Annotated in this window: 17 protein-coding genes; 9 read left to right on the top strand and 8 right to left on the bottom strand. The window is 55.0% G+C overall.

Annotated elements, in window-relative coordinates:
• Positions 1-18 precede the first annotated feature (18 nt).
• The 6 genes from menD (at position 19) to pmrD (ending at position 5,997) form a co-directional block, all read left to right on the top strand.
• Complete coding sequence (gene menD / locus J4645_RS16770) at positions 19-1,689, top strand: 2-succinyl-5-enolpyruvyl-6-hydroxy-3-cyclohexene-1-carboxylic-acid synthase (RefSeq protein WP_000116398.1); 1,671 nt, start codon at positions 19-21, stop codon at positions 1,687-1,689.
• Complete coding sequence (menH, locus tag J4645_RS16765; protein ID WP_000979134.1) at positions 1,686-2,444, top strand: 2-succinyl-6-hydroxy-2,4-cyclohexadiene-1-carboxylate synthase; 759 nt, start codon at positions 1,686-1,688, stop codon at positions 2,442-2,444. Before menD ends, menH begins: the two co-directional genes overlap by 4 nt.
• A 14-nt stretch (positions 2,445-2,458) precedes the next feature.
• Entirely contained in the window at positions 2,459-3,316 is an 858-nt protein-coding gene (menB, locus tag J4645_RS16760) for a 1,4-dihydroxy-2-naphthoyl-CoA synthase (protein ID WP_000640013.1), read from the top strand.
• Positions 3,316-4,278, top strand: coding sequence for an o-succinylbenzoate synthase (gene menC, locus J4645_RS16755; RefSeq protein WP_023214990.1), 963 nt, complete (start codon positions 3,316-3,318; stop codon positions 4,276-4,278). Before menB ends, menC begins: the two co-directional genes overlap by 1 nt.
• Complete coding sequence (gene menE / locus J4645_RS16750) at positions 4,275-5,642, top strand: o-succinylbenzoate--CoA ligase (protein WP_023214989.1); 1,368 nt, start codon at positions 4,275-4,277, stop codon at positions 5,640-5,642. Before menC ends, menE begins: the two co-directional genes overlap by 4 nt.
• A 97-nt stretch (positions 5,643-5,739) precedes the next feature.
• The gene (pmrD, locus tag J4645_RS16745; protein WP_000455132.1) at positions 5,740-5,997 is read left to right on the top strand and encodes a signal transduction protein PmrD; all 258 of its coding nucleotides are present in this window, start codon (positions 5,740-5,742) and stop codon (positions 5,995-5,997) included.
• On the opposite strand, the gene arnF is transcribed toward pmrD, so the two are convergent.
• The 7 genes from arnF to arnB are packed head-to-tail and all read right to left on the bottom strand — an operon-like array spanning position 5,992 to position 13,344.
• Positions 5,992-6,369: a 4-amino-4-deoxy-L-arabinose-phosphoundecaprenol flippase subunit ArnF gene (gene arnF / locus J4645_RS16740; RefSeq protein ID WP_000538694.1), complete on the bottom strand. Its 378-nt coding sequence runs from the start codon at positions 6,367-6,369 to the stop codon at positions 5,992-5,994. The genes pmrD and arnF overlap by 6 nt on opposite strands.
• A complete protein-coding gene (arnE, locus tag J4645_RS16735) occupies positions 6,369-6,704 on the bottom strand; it encodes a 4-amino-4-deoxy-L-arabinose-phosphoundecaprenol flippase subunit ArnE (RefSeq protein ID WP_000580688.1) in 336 nt (111 codons plus the stop codon). Before arnE ends, arnF begins: the two co-directional genes overlap by 1 nt.
• Positions 6,701-8,347, bottom strand: a complete 1,647-nt coding sequence (gene arnT / locus J4645_RS16730; RefSeq protein ID WP_000978043.1) for a lipid IV(A) 4-amino-4-deoxy-L-arabinosyltransferase — start codon at positions 8,345-8,347, stop codon at positions 6,701-6,703. Before arnT ends, arnE begins: the two co-directional genes overlap by 4 nt.
• Positions 8,344-9,243 carry a 4-deoxy-4-formamido-L-arabinose-phosphoundecaprenol deformylase gene (gene arnD, locus J4645_RS16725; RefSeq protein ID WP_023214988.1) on the bottom strand — a complete coding sequence of 300 codons (900 nt, stop codon included), beginning with the start codon at positions 9,241-9,243 and terminating at the stop codon, positions 8,344-8,346. Before arnD ends, arnT begins: the two co-directional genes overlap by 4 nt.
• Positions 9,240-11,222 carry a bifunctional UDP-4-amino-4-deoxy-L-arabinose formyltransferase/UDP-glucuronic acid oxidase ArnA gene (gene arnA, locus J4645_RS16720; RefSeq protein WP_000648763.1) on the bottom strand — a complete coding sequence of 661 codons (1,983 nt, stop codon included), beginning with the start codon at positions 11,220-11,222 and terminating at the stop codon, positions 9,240-9,242. The genes arnD and arnA overlap by 4 nt, the downstream gene beginning before the upstream one ends.
• Positions 11,219-12,202: an undecaprenyl-phosphate 4-deoxy-4-formamido-L-arabinose transferase gene (gene arnC / locus J4645_RS16715; protein ID WP_000458893.1), complete on the bottom strand. Its 984-nt coding sequence runs from the start codon at positions 12,200-12,202 to the stop codon at positions 11,219-11,221. Before arnC ends, arnA begins: the two co-directional genes overlap by 4 nt.
• Positions 12,203-12,204: 2 nt before the next feature.
• Positions 12,205-13,344 carry a UDP-4-amino-4-deoxy-L-arabinose aminotransferase gene (gene arnB / locus J4645_RS16710; RefSeq protein ID WP_001279301.1) on the bottom strand — a complete coding sequence of 380 codons (1,140 nt, stop codon included), beginning with the start codon at positions 13,342-13,344 and terminating at the stop codon, positions 12,205-12,207.
• A 298-nt stretch (positions 13,345-13,642) separates the two neighbouring features.
• On the opposite strand from arnB, the gene pmrG reads away from it, so the two are divergent.
• A complete protein-coding gene (gene pmrG, locus J4645_RS16705) occupies positions 13,643-14,248 on the top strand; it encodes a lipopolysaccharide core heptose(II)-phosphate phosphatase PmrG (protein ID WP_000879257.1) in 606 nt (201 codons plus the stop codon).
• A 45-nt stretch (positions 14,249-14,293) separates the two neighbouring features.
• Here pmrG and nudI read toward each other — a convergent pair whose 3' ends face one another.
• Entirely contained in the window at positions 14,294-14,719 is a 426-nt protein-coding gene (gene nudI, locus J4645_RS16700; RefSeq protein ID WP_001249905.1) for a nucleoside triphosphatase NudI, read from the bottom strand.
• Between the two features lie 278 nt (positions 14,720-14,997).
• Here nudI and J4645_RS16695 point away from each other — a divergent pair, with 278 nt between their 5' ends.
• Both J4645_RS16695 and J4645_RS16690 read left to right on the top strand, forming a co-directional pair.
• Positions 14,998-15,540 (top strand): YfaZ family outer membrane protein, encoded by a 543-nt coding sequence (locus tag J4645_RS16695; protein WP_001562414.1) that lies wholly within the window; start codon positions 14,998-15,000, stop codon positions 15,538-15,540.
• Between the two features lie 114 nt (positions 15,541-15,654).
• Positions 15,655-16,851 carry a nicotinamide mononucleotide deamidase-related protein YfaY gene (locus J4645_RS16690; protein WP_000935683.1) on the top strand — a complete coding sequence of 399 codons (1,197 nt, stop codon included), beginning with the start codon at positions 15,655-15,657 and terminating at the stop codon, positions 16,849-16,851.
• Positions 16,852-17,057 lie beyond the last annotated feature (206 nt).

The raw sequence follows: 17,057 nt of genomic DNA, 5'->3' as shown, positions 1-17,057 counted from the left end.
TTGATACCGGACAAACTCATGTCAGTAAGTGCATTTAACCGGCGCTGGGCGGCGGTCATCCTGGAAGCCTTAACCCGTCATGGCGTCAGGCATGTTTGTATCGCCCCTGGTTCCCGTTCCACGCCGCTCACGTTGGCGGCGGCAGAGAATCCTGCTTTTATTCACCATACGCACTTTGATGAGCGTGGGCTTGGTCATCTGGCGTTAGGGCTGGCGAAAGTCAGCCAACAGCCTGTTGCCGTTATTGTCACTTCAGGTACCGCCGTGGCGAACCTCTATCCGGCCTTGATTGAGGCGGGGCTGACGGGCGAGAAGCTTATTTTACTTACCGCCGATCGCCCGCCGGAGCTGATTGACTGCGGCGCCAACCAGGCGATCCGTCAGGCGGGGATGTTTTCCTCGCACCCCTCCCAAACTCTGTCGTTGCCGCGTCCCACGCAGGATATTCCGGCGCGCTGGCTGGTGTCGACCATCGATAATGCGCTCGCCATGCTTCATGCGGGCGCTCTGCACATTAACTGTCCTTTTGCCGAACCGCTGTATGGCGATATGAATGACACCGGCCTGGTCTGGCAGCAGCGTCTCGGCGACTGGTGGCAGGATGAAAAACCCTGGCTGCGCGAAGCGCGTCGACTGGCAAGCGACAAACAGCGCGACTGGTTCTTCTGGCGACAAAAACGCGGCGTCGTCGTCGCCGGGCGTATGAGCGCGGAAGAAGGCAAAAAAGTGGCGCAGTGGGCGCAAACTCTGGGATGGCCATTAATTGGCGACGTATTGTCGCAAACCGGGCAGCCGCTGCCGTGCGCCGACCTGTGGCTCGGCAACGCCAAAGCGGTGACCGAACTGCAGCAGGCGCAAATTGTCGTCCAGCTTGGCAGTAGCCTTACCGGAAAACGCTTACTGCAATGGCAGGCAACCTGCGAGCCGGAAGAGTATTGGGTAATCGACAATATTGAAGGTCGTCTGGACCCGGCGCACCATCGTGGACGCAGACTGATAGCGAAAATCGCCGACTGGCTGGAGATGCATCCGGCGGAAAAACGTAAACCGTGGTGTGTAGAGATCCCGCGTCTGGCGGAACTGGCGTGGCAACGGGTGGTCGCGCAGCGAGACACCTTTGGCGAAGCACAGCTGGCGCACCGTATCCGCGACTATCTGCCGGAGCAGGGGCAATTGTTCGTGGGCAATAGTCTGGTGGTGCGTCTGATCGACGCGCTGTCGCAGTTGCCGGCTGGCTATCCGGTATACAGCAATCGCGGGGCGAGCGGCATTGACGGCCTGCTTTCCACAGCGGCGGGCGTGCAGCGCGCCAGCGCCAAATCGACGCTGGCTATCGTCGGCGATTTATCCGCGCTGTACGATCTTAACGCGCTGGCGTTACTACGTCAGGTATCCGCGCCGTTTGTGTTGATTGTGGTCAACAATAACGGCGGGCAGATCTTTTCCCTGCTGCCGACGCCGCAAAGCAAACGTGAGCGCTTTTATTTGATGCCGCAAAACGTCCATTTTGACCATGCGGCCGCCATGTTTAACCTGCGCTATCATCGCCCGGAAAACTGGGAAGAACTGGAGTCTGCGCTGGCTGGCGCGTGGCGAACCCCGGCGACGACGGTGATTGAGCTGGTGGTAAACGATACGGACGGCGCGCAGACGTTGCAGCAACTTTTGGCTCAGGTAAGCCATCTATGATGTTGCACGCGCAGCACATGCCCGGACAGCCTGGGGCGCCCTCGCTGGTTTTCCTGCACGGTTTTTCTGGCGATTGCCGTGAATGGCAGCCGGTTGGCGAACAGTTTCACGGCTGTTCGCGGCTCTATATTGACTTACCGGGACATGGCGGATCTGCGGCTATTCCGGTCGGCGGATTTGCCGATGTCATCAGATTACTGCGCGCTACGTTAATTAGTTACAACATACTAAAGTTCTGGTTGGTGGGATACTCTCTTGGAGGCCGGGTGGCGATGATGGCAGCCTGCCAGGGAATACCAGGCCTGTGCGGCCTGGTGGTCGAAGGCGGTCATCCGGGGCTGCAAAATGAACAGGCGCGCGCTGAAAGACGATTGTCCGACGGGCGCTGGGCAGAGCGTTTTCGTCGTGAACCCCTGACTGAGGTTTTTCACGACTGGTATCAGCAGCCGGTGTTCGCCTCGCTGACGGCGCAGCAAAGGCAGGCGCTGACGGCGCTGCGTAGCCAGAATAACGGCGAAACGCTGGCTGCGATGCTGGAGGCGACATCGCTTGCCGCCCAGCCGGATTTACGCGAGGCGCTCAACGCGCTGGCATTTCCGTTTTATTATTTATGTGGCGAACGCGACAGCAAATTCCGCGCCCTGGCGCAGGAAGTGGCGGCGACATGCCATGTTATTCGTAACGCCGGACACAACGCGCATCGGGAAAACCCCGCTGGCGTGGTAGACAGTCTGGCTCAGATTCTGCGTCTCTGACTAAAGGACACACTATGATCTATCCTGATGAAACAATGCTTTACGCACCGGTAGAATGGCACGACTGCTCGGAGGGTTACACCGACATTCGTTATGAAAAATCCACCGACGGTATTGCAAAAATCACTATTAATCGTCCGCAGGTGCGCAATGCATTTCGTCCGTTGACCGTCAAAGAGATGATTCAGGCGCTGGCGGATGCCCGTTACGACGACAACGTGGGCGTGATTATTCTGACCGGCGAAGGCGATAAAGCGTTTTGCGCGGGCGGCGACCAGAAGGTGCGCGGCGATTACGGCGGTTATCAGGATGACTCCGGCGTGCATCACCTGAACGTGCTGGATTTCCAGCGCCAGATTCGCACCTGTCCAAAACCGGTTGTCGCGATGGTCGCGGGGTATTCCATCGGCGGTGGTCATGTGCTGCACATGATGTGCGACCTGACCATCGCGGCGGAAAACGCCATCTTCGGCCAGACCGGTCCGAAAGTCGGCTCCTTTGACGGCGGCTGGGGCGCTTCATATATGGCGCGTATCGTTGGTCAGAAGAAAGCGCGTGAAATCTGGTTCCTGTGCCGCCAGTACGATGCGCAACAGGCGCTGGATATGGGCCTGGTCAACACCGTGGTTCCGCTGGCGGATCTGGAAAAAGAGACCGTGCGCTGGTGCCGCGAAATGTTGCAAAACAGTCCGATGGCGCTGCGTTGCCTGAAAGCGGCGCTGAATGCCGATTGTGACGGTCAGGCGGGTCTACAGGAGCTGGCGGGCAACGCTACCATGCTGTTCTACATGACCGAAGAAGGGCAGGAAGGCCGTAACGCCTTTAACCAGAAGCGTCAGCCTGACTTCAGCAAATTCAAACGGAACCCATAATGCGTAGCGCGCAGGTATACCGCTGGCAGATCCCCATGGACGCGGGGGTGGTTCTGCGCGACAGGCGGTTAAAAACTCGCGACGGGCTGTATGTTTGTCTGCGTGACGGCGAGCGTGAAGGGTGGGGAGAGATCTCTCCGCTGCCGGGGTTCAGTCAGGAAACGTGGGAAGAGGCGCAGACGGCGCTCCTGACATGGGTGAACGACTGGCTTCAGGGGAGCGAGGGATTACCGGAGATGCCTTCGGTCGCGTTTGGTGCAAGCTGCGCGCTGGCGGAACTGACTGGCGTCTTGCCGGAGGCGGCGGACTATCGCGCCGCGCCGTTATGCACTGGCGATCCTGACGATTTGGTGCTACGGCTTGCCGATATGCCCGGCGAGAAAATCGCTAAGGTCAAAGTGGGTCTCTATGAAGCGGTACGTGACGGCATGGTGGTTAATTTGCTGCTGGAGGCGATCCCGGATCTGCATCTGCGTCTGGATGCGAATCGCGCCTGGACGCCGCTAAAAGCCCAACAGTTCGCAAAGTATGTTAATCCGGACTACCGCGCTCGTATCGCCTTTCTCGAAGAACCATGTAAGACGCGGGATGATTCCCGCGCCTTTGCCCGTGAAACCGGCATCGCGATTGCCTGGGACGAAAGTCTGCGCGAAGCGGATTTCACCTTTGAAGCCGAAGAGGGCGTCAAGGCTGTGGTTATCAAACCTACGCTGACCGGATCGCTTGATAAAGTGCGTGAGCAAGTCGCTACCGCCCATGCGTTGGGACTGACGGCGGTCATCAGCTCTTCGATCGAGTCCAGCCTCGGCCTGACGCAACTGGCGCGGATTGCCGCCTGGTTGACGCCGGGAACGCTGCCCGGACTGGATACCTTGCATCTGATGCAGGCGCAACAGGTTCGTCCCTGGCCCGGTAGCGCGTTGCCTTGTCTGAAGCGTGATGAGCTGGAACGACTGTTATGACATTCACGGACTGGCCGTGGCGCCACTGGCGTCAGGTTCGCAGTCAGGCGCCCGCTCTGCGCCTGAACGATGAAGTGCTAAGCTGGCGCGCCCTCTGTGAGCGTATTGATGCGCTGGCGGATGGGTTTGCCGCGCAGGGCGTACGGGAGGGCGATGGTGTCCTGCTGCGCGCCGGGAATCAGCCGCGCACTCTGTTGGCATGGCTTGCGCTGATGCAGTGCGGCGCGCGGGTTCTGCCCGTCAACCCGCAGTTGCCCCAGACGTTGCTGGAGGCGCTGGTGCCGAAGTTAACGCTGCGTTTTGCGCTGACACTGGAAGGCGAAAACGTATTTTCCGGGTTAACCGCGTTGCAGATACAAAATAGCACAGCGGCGTATGCCGTGGCCTGGCAATCGCAGCGTCTGGTTTCCATGACGCTGACATCGGGTTCCACAGGATTGCCAAAAGCGGCTGTACATACGTGCCAGGCGCATCTTGCCAGCGCGCAGGGAGTGCTTTCGCTAATGCCGTTTGGCCCTCAGGATGACTGGCTGCTATCGCTGCCGCTGTTTCATGTATCCGGGCAGGGTATTATGTGGCGTTGGCTCTTCGCCGGGGCGCGCATGACGGTACGCGATAAGCAACCGCTGGAGCAGATGCTGGCAGGGTGTACTCATGCTTCGCTGGTGCCGACGCAGCTATGGCGGCTGCTGGCGAATCGGGCGGCGGTGACGCTGAAAGCCGTTTTGCTCGGCGGCGCGGTGATTCCGGTTGAACTCACCGACCAGGCCAGCAAACAAGGGATTCGTTGCTGGTGCGGGTATGGGCTCACGGAGTTCGCGTCTACGGTATGCGCCAAAGAGGCCGATGGTTCGGATGATGTTGGCGCGCCGCTCCCCGGAAGAGAGATCAGGATCGTCGATAATGAAGTCTGGCTGCGCGCCGCCAGTATGGCGGAAGGTTACTGGCGTGATGGCAAACTGATCCCGCTGGTTAATGACGAGGGCTGGTTTGCCACGCGCGATCGCGGCGAGCTGAACCACGGCAGGCTAACCATCGCCGGGCGGCTGGACAACCTGTTCTTTAGCGGCGGCGAAGGCATTCAGCCGGAGGAAGTCGAACGCGTTATTAACGCGCATCCGCTGGTGCAACAAGCCTTCGTCGTGCCGGTAGAAGATAAAGAGTTTGGTCATCGTCCCGTTGCGGTTGTGGAGTATGCATCGCAGGCCGGAGACGTGAACCTCGCTGAATGGGTCCGTGATAAGCTGGCGCGTTTTCAACAGCCGGTTCGCTGGTTGACGCTGCCGTCAGAACTGAAAAACGGAGGGATTAAAATATCTCGCCGTGCGCTCCAGCAGTGGGTGTGTGAGAGCTGTAAAAATTAATGTTAGGTTAATATACAACCATTCCATCGCTATTGCCGTTTTGTTTATCCGTTGATGTGTAACGTGTTATGAACAATCAGCGTGAAACGGGGGCGCTATGGAATGGTTGGTTAAGAAATCGCATTATGTCAAAAAGAGGGCGTGCCATGTTCTGGTGCTGTGCGATAGCGGCGGTTCGCTAAAAATGATCGCCGAGGCGAATTCCATGATATTACTGAGTCCCGGCGATATCCTGTCGCCTTTACAGGATGCGCAGTATTGTATTAATCGGGAAAAACACCAGACCTTAAAAATCGTTGATGCACGCTGTTATTCCTGCGACGAATGGCAGCGGTTGACGCGCAAGCCTTCATGATCTGGCGGGCAGAAAAATCAGCATTACCCCCGCCATAATACACAATACGCCGAGCATCGCTTTTAGGCTGAAAGCGCCTTGCAAACCGGGTAACAGCATTGAGGCTACCCAGACAAGCACATAGCTGAGACTCAGTAGCGCATAGGCTTTGCTGAGCGCGAGCGTGTGTAATGTTTTCTGCCAGCAGAAGACGGAAACCAGATACCCCGCCAAACCGGCGAATAGCGCCAGGGTCGCGGCATTAAATGCGCCCAGTCCGGAAATAAACGCCAGTGGATGCGCTATCGATGGCAGCCGCATCATGGCGAATCCTAAACTCAACTGGGCGAGGGAGGCAATCGCAACGCTTATCAGTCCCCACATTACGCCCATTATGCCGCACTCCCCAGAATGATAATGCCGCTGATAATCAATGCGACGCCCAACCAGTGGCGGGGCGGAACCTGTTCATGCCAGATTTTCCATGCCGCCAACGTGACCCAGACAAAATTCAGACTCAACATCGGGTAAGCAATCCCCACCGGCAGGGTTTGTAGCACCAGCAGCCACAGCACCATCGCTGCACCCATGCATATCAGCGCCAGGCCCAGCCACAGCATCAGGTGGCGGCGGCGTCCGCCTGTCGTCAATGGCCGTGTCGCTTGCTTCTGGCAGAGCTGACCGCCAACGCTGAGCAGACTGGCAAGCACCAGAACGACGCCGATCATTTAGGCCGATACTGAATTAACACCAGACGCCCCTGATAATCAATATTGTCCGCAGGGGGGAGGGAAAGAGCGCTGATGTCTTCATCTTTGGCTATTGAAAGTACTAGCGTAATAATGCCCTCCTGACGATGCTGGTTGAGCCAGGCGTTAAAATCGTCGGCTTTAACGAATTTATCCTGCACATCAGGATAGCTAAGACCATACCTGAGTTCGCCCGCGTGTCCGTAGAGCATAATATCGTCTCGTTTCAGACTCCAGGCCAGCCCGGCGGCGACGCCCACGTTGTCGACAAGAATATAGCGGCTTGATGCCAAAGGCGCCTGGGTCATTTCGACAAAAAACTGTGGCTGTTTGGACTCCATCACCCTGTCGGGGACGGAAAAGCCGAACAGCAGCGCCAGTCCCAGCGGACAAAACGCGGGTAATAGGTATTTTTGGCTATGACAGAGGCTATACCAGCCCACAAACGCCCAAACAGTAAAGACGCCCCAGACGCAAAAAACTTTATAGGTTTCGATATGCGTCCACACCGGCGATTTCAGCGGGCCCCATGAGGAGACGACAAACGCTGCGACGATCCCGACTAACCCGAACACCAGGTTGATCCCGCCGTTGACACGTAGCGCGGCGACGCCTTCTTTTACGTTATGCAGGACGAAGCGCGCCATGAGTATCGCTATCGGTGCGAAACAGGAAAGAACATAGGTAGGCAGTTTCCCTTTCGCAATGCTGAAAAAGAGAAGCGGCATGATCGTCCATCCGAGCAAATAGAATGCGCCGTTTCGCTCGCGCCAGCCTAGTTTAAGCGCGCCAGGCAGTAACCCCAGCCACGGTAAACTTCCCGCGATCAGTACCGGCAGATAGTACCAGAAAGGGGCCTTATGCTGGGCATCGCTCATGGCGAATCGCTGGATATGCTCCACCCAGAAAAAGTAATGCCAGAAATCGGCTTCGCGTCGCGCAATGGCGATCGCCCAGGGAAGGACAACCACAAAGCAGCTCAAGACCGCCAGCCAGCCGTAAAGCAAAAAGTCCTTCCAGCGTTTCTGAACAATGACCCACGGCAACACGCTCACCACCGGTACGGCCAGGGCGAGGAAGCCTTTAGTTAATACACCCAGACCGCAGGTTGCACCCAGTAGCAAAAACATCCCAATCTTGCCCGTTCGGGTCGTGGCCTGCATCCCCTGCCAGAAACAACACATCCCGGCCGTAAGCCAAAGCGCGATCATCGGGTCGAGTACCGCATACGTCCCGATACTGTAAACGGCAAAGAGGGAGAGAAAGATCACGGAGGCGAGCAACGCGGTACGTTTATCCCGCCATAAGCGGAACGTCAGCCACGCCACCAGCGCTGCGGCCAGCAATGTCGTTAAAATAGCGCCAGCCCGCACGCCAAAATTGGTAGCGCCAAAAAGCCACTGACCCAGACTGTTTATCCAGTAACCGGCTATCGGTTTTTCAAAATAACGTAATCCCAGAAAATGCGGCACGATCCAGTCGCCAGACGCCAGCATCTCCCGACTTATTTCGGCATAGCGCGTTTCATCCGGCTGCCAGAGCAGGCGGCTATTGACAGGAATAACATAGTAGAGCGCGATAAACGCGGCGAAAGCCAGATAATAGCGTATCGATTTCATCATGAGGCGCTCGCTGCCTGTTGGCACCCCAGCCAACCTTCACGGCCAGGGATGTGTCCACGTACAATTTGCCCCAACGGCAGAGACTCAGGCGATGTCGGCAGCAGTTCGCCCAGAGGACAAAAGGTGATCCCCGCGTCACGTGCACGAACGAGCAAATCTTCAAACAGCGGCTGATGGACAATACCTTCGACTTCCGCATGGATGGTATATACCGGCGTGCCTTTGTCCTGCAACATACGGGAGATAATCCAGGTATTGAACGACTGTGCCTGAACGGCGGGGCCGATAACCTCATCCCATGTGGGTAAGGTGACGGGGATTTGCGGCGTCCCTGTCTGGCCCGGCATCAGTAGCGGACGGAATAAGGTGGTTCCACGGCAATCGCTGTTATACCTCAGGTTGAACGACTCCTTCGCACGAACAACGCGCCCATCCGCTCGCCAGCCGGCCGCGGCTGAGCAGGTGACGGGTTTTCCGATAATGGCCTCAAGCGCCGTTATGCCGCGCGCGATATCTTCTTCAAGCTGGCGGATACTCCAGTGGCCGCTGTGAGTCTGCCACGCATGGTGATCCCAGGCATGTAGTCCCGTCTCATGGTATGTTGCCGTTTCACGAATAATCCCGGCATTGGCGTTGCCGATATTTTTTCCCGGCCAGGCAGTACCGGCCAGCAGAATATCCCAACCGTAGAGCGAAGCGGCGTTTGAACGTAGCATTTTCCATAAAAATCGCGGTTTTATCAGACGCCAAAGATGACGTCCCATATTGTCCGGCCCGACGCTGAAGAAAAAGCTGGCCTGAACGCCGTGGCGATGCAATGTCGCCAGCAGCCGGGGAACACCTTCACGCGTTCCTCGCAAGGTATCAACGTCAATGCGTAAACCGACTTTCGTCATGATGCGCGTTCCGCGATATCGACGCTACGCAGGAAGAAGTCCAGCGTTTCTTCAACCGTATCACGCATCGCAATAGACGGTTCCCAGCCCAGACAGCGCCTGGCATTGTCGATACTGGGTTTCCGGTGTGCGACATCCTGATAACCCTTGCCGTAATAACTACGGCTTTCGACGACCTGGAAACCGGCAAACGGTGGGAAATGGCAGCGCAGCGGATGCTTATCAAAACTGTCGAGCAACAGCGTCGCCAGTTCCTGAATACTGGCTTCGTTGTCAGGATTGCCGATATTAATGATTTTGCCATCGCACCGATCGCCATCATTCACAATAATGCGGAATAATGCTTCGATCCCATCGCGAATATCGGTGAAACAGCGCTTCTGCTGACCACCGTCGATAAGCTTGATCGGCGTCCCTTCTACCAGGTTCAGAATCAACTGCGTTATCGCGCGTGAACTGCCGATACGCGCCGCGTTCAGGCTATCCAGCCGCGGCCCCATCCAGTTAAAGGGACGGAAAAGCGTGAAGCGCAATCCCTCTTTTTCGCCATAAGCCCAAATCACCCGATCGAGAAGCTGTTTGGAAACGGAGTAAATCCAGCGTGGCTTATTCACCGGCCCGACGATCAGATTCGATTTGTCCTCGTCAAAAGAGGCGTCCGTACACATGCCGTACACTTCAGAGGTAGACGGGAAAACCACGCGTTTACGGTATTTCACGCAATAACGGATAATCCGCAGGTTTTCTTCAAAATCAAGTTCAAAGACGCGCAGCGGGTTGCGGGTGTATTCAATCGGGGTAGCAATCGCTACCAGCGGCAGTACGACATCGCATTTTTTGACATGATATTCGATCCATTCTGAGTGGATGCTGATATCTCCCTCCACGAAATGAAAGCGAGGGTGGAGCAGGAACCGGCTAATGGCGTTGCTGCCGATATCCATACCGTAGACCTCGTAATTCTCTTCATTCAGTAACCGTTCGGTCAAATGATTGCCGATAAAACCGTTGACGCCGAGGATGAGAACGCGAATGCGACGTTTACCGCTGGTCGCTGGTGGACGGTTCAAACGCGCGCCCGCCACCAGACCAAGCGTCTGTGCAAGCTGCGAGCCCTGTACAGTAATACCGTCTCCGGCCTGGCCGGTAATAATCTCCAGCGCGCCATCGGCGCAGGCGACCCGCAGCGGAGAGACCGAAATTACCGAGCCGGGAAGCGCGCCCTGCGCATCCGGACAAATTCGGGAAGACCAGATAGTGAATTTTTGCGAGCCGTTATAGCTGAACGCGCCGGGCCAGGGGGCGGCTACCGCCCGCACCAGGTTATGCACCGTGGAAACCGGTTTGTGCCAGTCGATAAGGCCATCTTCCGGCCTGCGGCGACCATAATATGTAGCGTCAGACTCTCGCTGGGGAACAGAAGGTATATCGCCGCATTTCATGGTGGGCAGGATGCTATTAAGCAACTGGCGCGCGGCCTGACATAGCTTATGATGCAGGGTAAGCGCAACATCGTCCTGCGCAATAGCAACGCGTTGACTGGCGACAATCTCTCCGGCGTCGGCACGTTTGACCATACGATGCAGCGTTACGCCCGTTTCGCTTTCGCCGTTAACCAGAACCCAGTTTAGCGGCGCACGGCCACGATAGGCAGGCAATAGAGAACCGTGCAGATTGAACGCGCCAGCCGGGGCGAGGTGCAGAATTTCTTCGCTTAACAGGTTGCGGTAATAGAACGAAAAAATAATATCCGGCGCAAGTTCAGCGATGCGGTCGACCCAGATAGGATGGTTTACGTTATCCGGCGCATAAACCGGAATCCCTAATTCTGCCGCCAGCCGGGAGACGGAGCCAAAAAAGGTGTTTTCCGCAGGATTGTCGGCATGAGTGAAAATCGCGGCAATCTCATACCCGGCATCCAGTACGGCCTGCACACCCTGACATCCCATATCGTGATAGGCAAAAATAACGGCTTTCATTGGTGACTTTCCTCAGTAAACGGCGTGCTTTCCGGGTAGATAACTTGTTGAACAAAATAGCGGGGGCGGGCGCGGACATCGTTATAAATGCGACCGATGTATTCGCCCAGCAGTCCCATGCCGATGAATTGCGCGCCGATGAAGGTAAACAGGACGGCAAAGAGCATAAATACGCCTTCCGCCGCCCACTGCGGTCCCAGCGCCAGGCGAAGTACAATAAGCAATACCGACAGGCTAAATCCGCCGATGGCGATAACACTGCCCAGCAGGCTCAACAGGCGCAGAGGCGTCGTCGTCAGGCAGGTCACCAGGTCATACATCAGGTTAATGAGACGCATAAAACTGTATTTAGAGTCGCCAAATTCACGTTCAGCGTGATGCACCGGGATCTCGGTAGCACGACGAGCGAAAATGTTGGCCAGAATAGGGATAAAGGTGCTGCGTTCATGGCAGCGCAACATAGTATCGATAATAGGGCGGCGATAGGCGCGTAACATGCAGCCGTAATCGCCCATCGCTTTGCCCGTTGTGCGCTGGATCAGCAGATTAATGATTTTTGACGCCGATTTGCGAAACAGGCTGTCTTGTCGGTTCTGTCGCACGGTGCCTACCACATCGAACCCTTCATCGGCTTTCGCCACCAGGCGTGGGATCTCTTCCGGCGGGTTTTGCAGATCGGCATCCAGCGTAATGATAAGATCGCCGCTTACATGGCTAAACCCCGCCATAATCGCTGCATGTTGACCGTAATTACGGTTGAGTAAAATAGAGATGATATGGCTATCGGCCTCCTGGGACGCCTTAACCATCAGCTCCGCCGAGCTATCGCTGCTACCATCATCTATCAATAAAATCTCCCACGCTTTGCCCAGGCTCTCGCAGGCGGTGGTGGTGCGTCTTATTAATTCCGGCAGGCTTTCCTGTTCGTTATAGACAGGAATAACCACCGAGACTTTTTTTATGGGGGCGGCGTCAAACATGCTTATTGTCCTGCTATCTGATGAAGGGCGGTAATGACCCGATCAAAGTCACTCTCGGTCATGTCCGGGAAGAGCGGCAGTGAGCAGATCCGCTCGCTGTTCCACTCGGTGTCAGGCAGCGTGAGCGTTGGGAAACGTTCGCGATAATATTTTTGCGTATGCGCGGCGCGGAAATGCAGTCCTGTGCCGATGCCTTTCGTTTTCAGCGATGCCATCAGAGCATCCCGGGTAATACCGCAGCGGGTTTCATCGACCCGGATAATGAATAAATGCCAGGCGTGAATATGTTCCCACGCCGGAAGGCTCAGAGGCTGAAAAGGCAGGTCTGCCATTGCCTGGTGGTACTGCGCTGCGATGGCGGCGCGGCGAGCGTTAAGCGCATCCAGTTTCTGTAACTGGGCAAGCGCGATAGCGGCGTTGAGGTCGGGCAAATTATATTTGTAGCCCGGCGCCAGGACTTCCGCTTGTGGCGCGCGTCCTCCGCTCTGTCGATCCCAGGCATCAACGCCAAGCCCGTGAAACTTGAGACTGCGCAGTTTATCGGCGAATTGCGGGTTATCCGTGACGACGATACCGCCTTCAGCGCAGGTAATGTTCTTAATGGCGTGGAAGGAGAAAATCGCGGTGCCCCGGGCACCAATGTGGCGACCTTTGTAGCTGGTTCCTGTCGCGTGCGCCGCGTCTTCAATCACCGGAATGCCATAACGCTCGCCAAGAGCGTAAATAGCGTCCAGATCGGCGGGCGCGCCAGCGTAGTGGACGGGGATAATTGCTTTTGTTTGTGGCGTAATCGCGGCTTCAATATGTTCAGGCGTGACCATCAGCGTATCGCGATCGACATCGACCATGACGGGGTTCGCGCCGAGTAAAACGATCATATTTAGCGTAGAAACCCACGTCATTGACGGTGTAATGACCTCGTCGCCTTCACCAATGCCCAGCGCCATCAACGCGATGTGCATACCGGCAGTGGCTGAACTGACGGCAACGGCATATTGATTGCCTGTTAGCCGACAAAACTCCGCTTCCAGTTCCTGATTTTTCGGGCCGGTTGTTATCCAACCTGAGTCCAGTACGGTCTTAACGGCAGCGAGCTCTTCCGCGCCCATCGCCGGACGAGAGAAAGGCAAAAAGTCCGACATCATTTTTCCTTCAGCCATTGAAAGCCGCTTTTCAAATATTTCGGGAATAGAAAAGGGCTTATTTTTTAACGCATTTAACTGAACCCTACTGGATGAATATTAAATTAACATTAAGAAATTAAGGTGAAGTAAAAAGATAATTTTTAACGGAATTATGCTTTGCTTTCGCCGAAAGTTTAAGGCATTTTATGCATGCCCAAAAGCTGTTTTTATGTTTCTGGCCTGGTCTTCCGTTGCGGAATTTCATTTTAATCGTATTGCTATTAAGTTAGCTGCACTGTCTGCCTGAGAGGTTAATGTGCTGGCATTTACCCTACGCTTTATTAAAAACAAACGCTATCTCGCGACTCTGGCGGGGGCGTTGGTTATTATCGCCGGGTTGACCTCACAACATGCCTGGAGTGGTAACGGTCTACCGCAGATTAACGGTAAAGCGCTGGCGGCGCTGGCGAAACAGCATCCGGTAGTCGTGTTATTCCGCCATGCCGAGCGGTGCGATCGTTCCGATAATACCTGCCTGTCAGACAGCACGGGGATTACGGTCAACGGTGCGCAAGACGCCAGAGCGCTGGGTAAAGCCTTTAGTGCCGATATACAAAATTACAATCTCTATTCCAGTAATACGGTGCGCACCATCCAGTCGGCAACCTGGTTTTCTGCGGGCAGGTCGCTTACGGTGGATAAAAAAATGATGGATTGCGGCAGCGGTATTTATGCTTCAATCAATACGTTGCTGAAAAAGTCGCAGAATAAAAATATAGTCATTTTTACCCATAATCATTGTTTGACGTATATTGCAAAAAATAAGCGCGGCGTAAAGTTTGATCCGGACTATCTTGATGCGCTCGTTATGCATGCGGAAAACGGAAAACTCTTTTTAGATGGTGAATTTGTTCCCGGCTAGCCGGCATGTTAAAAGCGTAAAGACAGCCTGAAGCGGCTGTCGTCATTATAATAACCCTTTCAATGCTAATGTGTGGCGTGTCGCTACATTCAAATCATACAGCGCCAGTTCTTCTGGCTTGACCCAGGCGTAGTCCTGAAATTCGTCGTTAATACATATATCGCGATTAGCGGAAACACAGTCGAAGATGAGATAAATCATATAAATCTCTTCTTGTCTGCCATCAGCGTACGTTTTAACACGGATATCGTCGCGGAAGGTCCACGGCGTAATATCGCTCAGAATCAGTTGTTCGCCGAGTTCTTCCCGAACCTCCCGACGCAGCGCCTCTTCAATGCGTTCGCCTGGCTCGACCCCGCCGCCCGACAGCGCCCACTGACCGGGAAATACGCCGCGGTTGTCGGCCATTTTGCACAGCAGATAACAGCCATCATTTTGAATTAATGGGCAAACTATAGTTCGTTGACGCATAAGTCGCTTCCTTAAACCACCAGGTCATCAGCTTAACAAATCATTGTGCGAAATTCTTTGTGAAAAATGGAAGCGATAACGCAGACTGCGTTTTTTGTTAATTTTGTTGATGCAGGCGTCGCCATGTGATGGCGCAATGATGCGTCATGGCGAAAGTAGTATTTCGTTACAATATGTTTTTGGAATGGTTTCTTAGTGCATTGATTCCTCAGCGTCTGGCAGTACAATTCTGCCGTTTTGGGGAGTTTTTCTTTATGTGCTTGCTGGAAAGGGTAAAAATGAAAAAAAGCATATTATTAGGTTTTGCCGGAATGCTGTTCGTTTCTGCATCGGCGCAGGCTATCAGTATTAGCGGCCAGGCGGGCGAAGATTACACCAACATTGGCGTGGGTTTTGGTACGGAATCGACGGGACTGGCGCTAAGCGGTAACTGGATGCACAACGATGATGATGGCGATGCTGCGGGCGTGGGTCTAGGGCTGAACATTCCGGTGGGACCGCTGCTGGCGACGGTCGGCGGTAAAGGTATTTATACCAATCCGAAAGACAGTGATGAAGGCTATGCGGCGGCTGTCGGCGGTGGGTTACAATGGAAAATCGGCGACAGCTTCCGTCTGTTCGGCGAGTATTATTATTCACCAGATTCGCTGTCCAGCGGTATCGAAAGTTATGAAGAAGCGAATGCAGGCGCGCGTTTCACCATTATGCGCCCGCTGAGCATTGAAGCCGGTTATCGTTACCTGAACCTGGCGGGTAAAGACGGCAACCGCGATAATGCGATTGCTGACGGCCCTTATGTTGGCGTAAACGCCAGCTTTTGATGCTAACGGCGCGGCAATCGTCGCGCCATATTCCTCCTTTTCCCGTCATTCTTCTTTCCACGTCATATTCGTCTTTGCGTTATAGTGTTTTCATCATAAGAGCAGGAGAACACAATGCTAAATGTGGAAATGCTATCCACCGGGGATGAGGTGTTGCACGGACAAATCGTTGACACCAATGCCGCCTGGCTGGCTGATTTTTTCTTTCATCAGGGCGTTCCGTTATCACGGCGAAATACGGTAGGCGATAACCTGGACAGTCTGGTCGCTATCTTGCGTGAACGCAGTCAACATGCTGATGTTTTGATTGTTAATGGCGGGTTAGGGCCGACCAGCGATGATTTAAGCGCGCTCGCCGCGGCAACGGCAAAAGGCGAAGGATTAGTACTGCACCAGGCGTGGCTGACCGAAATGGAACGTTACTTTCAGCAGCGCGGTCGTGTGATGGCGCCGAGCAACCGTAAACAGGCGGAACTGCCTGCCAGCGCGGAGTTTATTAATAATCCGGTCGGCACTGCCTGTGGATTTGCGCTACAGCTCAACCGCTGCCTGATGTTTTTCACCCCCGGCGTACCGTCTGAATTTAAGGTTATGGTGGAGAAGGAAATCTTACCGCGGTTACGCGCGCGTTTTTCGCTGCCGGAGCCGCCGCTTTGCCTGCGGTTAACGACTTTTGGACGTTCAGAAAGCGACCTGGCGCAGCGTCTCGATTCACTGCCGTTGCCGCCCGGCGTGACGATGGGGTATCGCTCATCAATGCCGATCATTGAACTGAAGTTGACCGGCCCGGCGACGCAACGGGAGGCGATGCTGGCGTTATGGCCAGAGGTCAAACGGGTTGCCGGGCAGAACCTGATTTTTGAAGGTACGGAAAACCTGCCGGCGCAAATAGCCCGCCGCCTGCAGGAAAGGCAGTTGAGTCTGACGTTGAGCGAGCAATACACCAGCGGCTTACTGGCGCTACAGCTTTCTCGCGCCGGGGCGCCTGTTCTTGCCAGCGAAGTCGTTCCTTCTCAGGAAGAGACGCTGGCGCAAACGGCACACTGGACGACAGAACGGCGCAGCAATCATTATGCCGGTCTGGCGCTGGCCGTGTCGGGGCTGGAAAACGAACATCTTAATTTCGCGCTGGCGACGCCGGATGGCACGTATGCCTTACGCGTGCGTTTTAGCGCCAATCGGTATAGTCTGGCAATACGTCAGGAGGTCTGTGCGATGATGGCGCTAAATATGCTGCGCCGCTGGCTTAATGGCGAGGACATTATCAGCGAGCATGGCTGGATAGACGTGGTTGAATCATTGACATCATAATCCCTTTCTCTTATCTGCGATGGGAACGACATCGTGAGCCGGATAAGGCCGCTATGCCATTATCCGGCAATATTATCTGCTTTTTTGTCCAGCCAATTGTACTGAATACAAAGTAATACGTGCGTTAATTCACATTTATATGGTTAACCCTTCCACTCCGTTGGAAGGCGGATAAGCTTTGACGCGCTTCACAATTTTTTCCCTAC

The sequence above is a fragment of the Salmonella sp. 32082101201600294FB01SM01 genome, assembly GCF_017572865.1.
GTDB classification, from domain to species: domain Bacteria; phylum Pseudomonadota; class Gammaproteobacteria; order Enterobacterales; family Enterobacteriaceae; genus Salmonella; species Salmonella enterica.
The sequence above is the reverse complement of the archived record's forward strand: the minus strand, read 5'-3'. Positions and strand labels throughout refer to the sequence as shown.

Excerpts from the sequence above, each read along its gene's own strand:
- menD (WP_000116398.1), top strand. The coding sequence starts at position 19 with ATGTCAGTAAGTGCATTTAACCGGCGCTGGGCGGCGGTCATCCTGGAA.
- menH (WP_000979134.1), top strand. The coding sequence starts at position 1,686 with ATGATGTTGCACGCGCAGCACATGCCCGGACAGCCTGGGGCGCCCTCG.
- menB (WP_000640013.1), top strand. The coding sequence starts at position 2,459 with ATGATCTATCCTGATGAAACAATGCTTTACGCACCGGTAGAATGGCAC.
- menC (WP_023214990.1), top strand. The coding sequence starts at position 3,316 with ATGCGTAGCGCGCAGGTATACCGCTGGCAGATCCCCATGGACGCGGGG.
- menE (WP_023214989.1), top strand. The coding sequence starts at position 4,275 with ATGACATTCACGGACTGGCCGTGGCGCCACTGGCGTCAGGTTCGCAGT.
- pmrD (WP_000455132.1), top strand. The coding sequence starts at position 5,740 with ATGGAATGGTTGGTTAAGAAATCGCATTATGTCAAAAAGAGGGCGTGC.
- arnF (WP_000538694.1), bottom strand. The coding sequence starts at position 6,369 with ATGGGCGTAATGTGGGGACTGATAAGCGTTGCGATTGCCTCCCTCGCC.
- arnE (WP_000580688.1), bottom strand. The coding sequence starts at position 6,704 with ATGATCGGCGTCGTTCTGGTGCTTGCCAGTCTGCTCAGCGTTGGCGGT.
- arnT (WP_000978043.1), bottom strand. The coding sequence starts at position 8,347 with ATGATGAAATCGATACGCTATTATCTGGCTTTCGCCGCGTTTATCGCG.
- arnD (WP_023214988.1), bottom strand. The coding sequence starts at position 9,243 with ATGACGAAAGTCGGTTTACGCATTGACGTTGATACCTTGCGAGGAACG.
- arnA (WP_000648763.1), bottom strand. The coding sequence starts at position 11,222 with ATGAAAGCCGTTATTTTTGCCTATCACGATATGGGATGTCAGGGTGTG.
- arnC (WP_000458893.1), bottom strand. The coding sequence starts at position 12,202 with ATGTTTGACGCCGCCCCCATAAAAAAAGTCTCGGTGGTTATTCCTGTC.
- arnB (WP_001279301.1), bottom strand. The coding sequence starts at position 13,344 with ATGTCGGACTTTTTGCCTTTCTCTCGTCCGGCGATGGGCGCGGAAGAG.
- nudI (WP_001249905.1), bottom strand. The coding sequence starts at position 14,719 with ATGCGTCAACGAACTATAGTTTGCCCATTAATTCAAAATGATGGCTGT.
- J4645_RS16695 (WP_001562414.1), top strand. The coding sequence starts at position 14,998 with ATGAAAAAAAGCATATTATTAGGTTTTGCCGGAATGCTGTTCGTTTCT.
- J4645_RS16690 (WP_000935683.1), top strand. The coding sequence starts at position 15,655 with ATGCTAAATGTGGAAATGCTATCCACCGGGGATGAGGTGTTGCACGGA.